Below are 2,465 nucleotides of genomic sequence, written 5' to 3' on the forward strand. Positions count from 1 at the left end.
TGTTGATTTGCACGGAATCCTGACCCACCCTGCGCGGTAATTTGCATCGAATATTGACCCACGTAGAACACTGACCTGCTCGGCAACGGGCAGGGGAACGGAGTGATCGACGTGGCTATATTGAGCATCATCCGACGCTGGCACTTTCGCGATCATGTCTCGTTACGCGAGATTGCCAAGCGACTGGGCGTGTCCAGAAACACGGTCAGACGCTACATACGGGCCGGTACGGTCCTGCCGGCCTATCCCGAACGCCACAGCCCCAGCAAGCTTGACGGGTTCGCGGCGAAGCTCGCAGGCTGGCTCAAGACCGAGGCGAGCCGGCCGCGCAAGCAGCGCAGGACTCTCAAACAGATTCACGCGGACCTGTGCGCATTAGGCTTTACGGGCTCCTATGACCGTGTGGCGGCGTTCGCCCGGCGCTGGCGACAGGAACAGCACGAGCAGGCCAGGACGACGGGACGCGGAACCTTCGTTCCGCTGCGATTTGCCGCCGGCGAGGCATTCCAGTTTGACTGGAGCGAGGACTGGGCCGTTATCAATGGCGAGCGCACCAAGCTGCAGGTCGCACAGCTCAAGCTCAGCCACAGCCGCGCCTTCTTCCTGCGTGCCTATTTGCTGCAGACTCACGAGATGCTGTTCGACGCGCATCATCACGCGTTCGTCGCCTGGGGCGGCATTCCACGCCGCGGCATCTATGACAACATGAAGACCGCCGTCGACAGGGTGCGCCCTGGCAAGGTGCGCGAGGTCAACGCGCGGTTTAGTGCGATGGTGAGTCACTACCTGTTCGACGCCGAATTCTGCAACGTCGCCTCCGGCTGGGAGAAAGGGCAGATTGAGAAGAACGTCCAGGACAGCCGCCACCGCCTCTGGCAGAAGGTGCCGGCGTTCGGTTCGCTCGCTGCTCTAAACGACTGGCTGGCCGACCAGTGTGTGCTGCTGTGGCAGCAGACACGGCACCCGGAACATGACATGACGATCTGGGATGCGTGGTCGGCCGAGCGCCCGCACCTGATGCCGGTGGGCCAGCCGTTCGATGGTTTCGTCGAACACGTCAAACCCGTCTCGCCAACCTGCCTGGTGAGCTTCGAGCGCAACCGCTACAGCGTGCCGGCTTCGTTCGCCAACCGGCCTATCAGCCTGCGCGTCTACGCGGCAAGGCTCGTGTTCGTCGCCGAGGGCCAGGTGATCGCCGAGCACGACCGGCGTATCAATCGCAGCCATGATCGCGGCGAGACCATCTACGACTGGCGTCACTACCTGGCAGTCCTGCAGCGCAAACCGGGAGCGCTTCGCAATGGCGCACCCTTCGCGGAGTTTCCGGATGGCTTCCGCAAGCTGCAAGGCGTGCTGCTGAAGCGTCCGGGTGGTGACCGGGAAATGGTCGAGATTCTGGCGCTGGTGCTGCTGCACGACGAACAGATGGTACTTGCAGCGGTCGAACTGGCGTTCGAAGCCGGGGCACCCAACAAGCAGACGGTGCTGAACATCCTGAGCCGGCTGCTCGACAGCCCTCCTGTGCCGCCGCTGGAGACGCCGCAGGCCTTTGCACTGAAAGTGGAGCCGCAGGCCAACGTCGGCCGCTATGACCGCCTGCGGGATCGGGAGGACAACCATGCAGCCTGACGCCATGATGCAGATGCTCAAGTCACTCAAGCTGCACGGGATGGCACAGGCGTTAGGCGAGCTCGCTGCACAAGACTCGCCGGCCTACAAGTCGGCCGCACTGGTGCTCGCCGGGCTGCTCAAGGCGGAAATCGCAGAGCGCGAAGTGCGTTCACTCGCGTACCAGATGAAGGCTGCGCGCTTCCCGGTGTATCGCGACATCGGCGGGTTCGACTTCAGTTGCAGCGACGCCAATGAAGCGCTGGTGCGGCAGCTGTATCAGTGTGACTTCATTGACTCGGCGCACAACATCGTTCTGGTGGGCGGACCCGGTACGGGAAAGACTCATCTGGCAACCGCGATCGGTGTGCAGGCGCTCGAACATTATCGCCGCCGTGTGCGTTTCTTCTCCACCATCGAACTGGTCAACGCACTCGAACAGGAGAAGCTTGGTGGCAAGCCTGGGCAGCTTGCAACACGACTCATGTACGCCGATCTCGTAGTGCTCGATGAACTTGGTTACCTGCCGTTCAGCCAGACCGGCGGTGCGCTGCTGTTCCATCTGCTTAGCAAGCTTTATGAGCGAACCAGCGTCATCATCACGACCAACCTGAGCTTCGCCGAATGGGCCAGCGTGTTTGCCGATGCCAAGATGACGACCGCGCTGCTCGACCGTCTTACGCATCACTGTCACATTGTAGAAACAGGCAACGATAGCTATCGTTTCAGAAACAGTACAACGCAACCAAAAAAGGAGATAAAGAAAGCAAGGATACCCACCGAATAACCCCAAAGCTGGTCCAACGGGTGGGTCAGAATTCAATGCAAATCGTGGGTCAGGATTCCGTGCAAATCAA

The 2,465-nt window shown here is 60.9% G+C and carries 2 protein-coding genes; both read left to right on the forward strand.

All coding sequences use genetic code 11. The annotated features are described in order from the left end of the window. Positions 1 to 102 precede the first annotated feature (102 nt). Complete coding sequence (gene istA, locus U4Z64_RS37170; protein WP_321822670.1) at positions 103 to 1,629, forward strand: IS21 family transposase; 1,527 nt, start codon at positions 103 to 105, stop codon at positions 1,627 to 1,629. After that, positions 1,619 to 2,395, forward strand: coding sequence for an IS21-like element helper ATPase IstB (gene istB / locus U4Z64_RS37175; RefSeq protein ID WP_007746479.1), 777 nt, complete (start codon positions 1,619 to 1,621; stop codon positions 2,393 to 2,395). The genes istA and istB overlap by 11 nt, the downstream gene beginning before the upstream one ends. The last annotated feature ends 70 nt before the right edge of the window (positions 2,396 to 2,465 follow it).

The organism is Burkholderia sp. BCC1996, from assembly GCF_905339955.1.
In the GTDB taxonomy this organism is placed as follows: domain Bacteria; phylum Pseudomonadota; class Gammaproteobacteria; order Burkholderiales; family Burkholderiaceae; genus Burkholderia.

Coding starts and splice junctions, on each gene's coding strand:
- istB (WP_007746479.1), top strand. CDS start 1,619: ATGCAGCCTGACGCCATGATGCAGATGCTCAAGTCACTCAAGCTGCAC.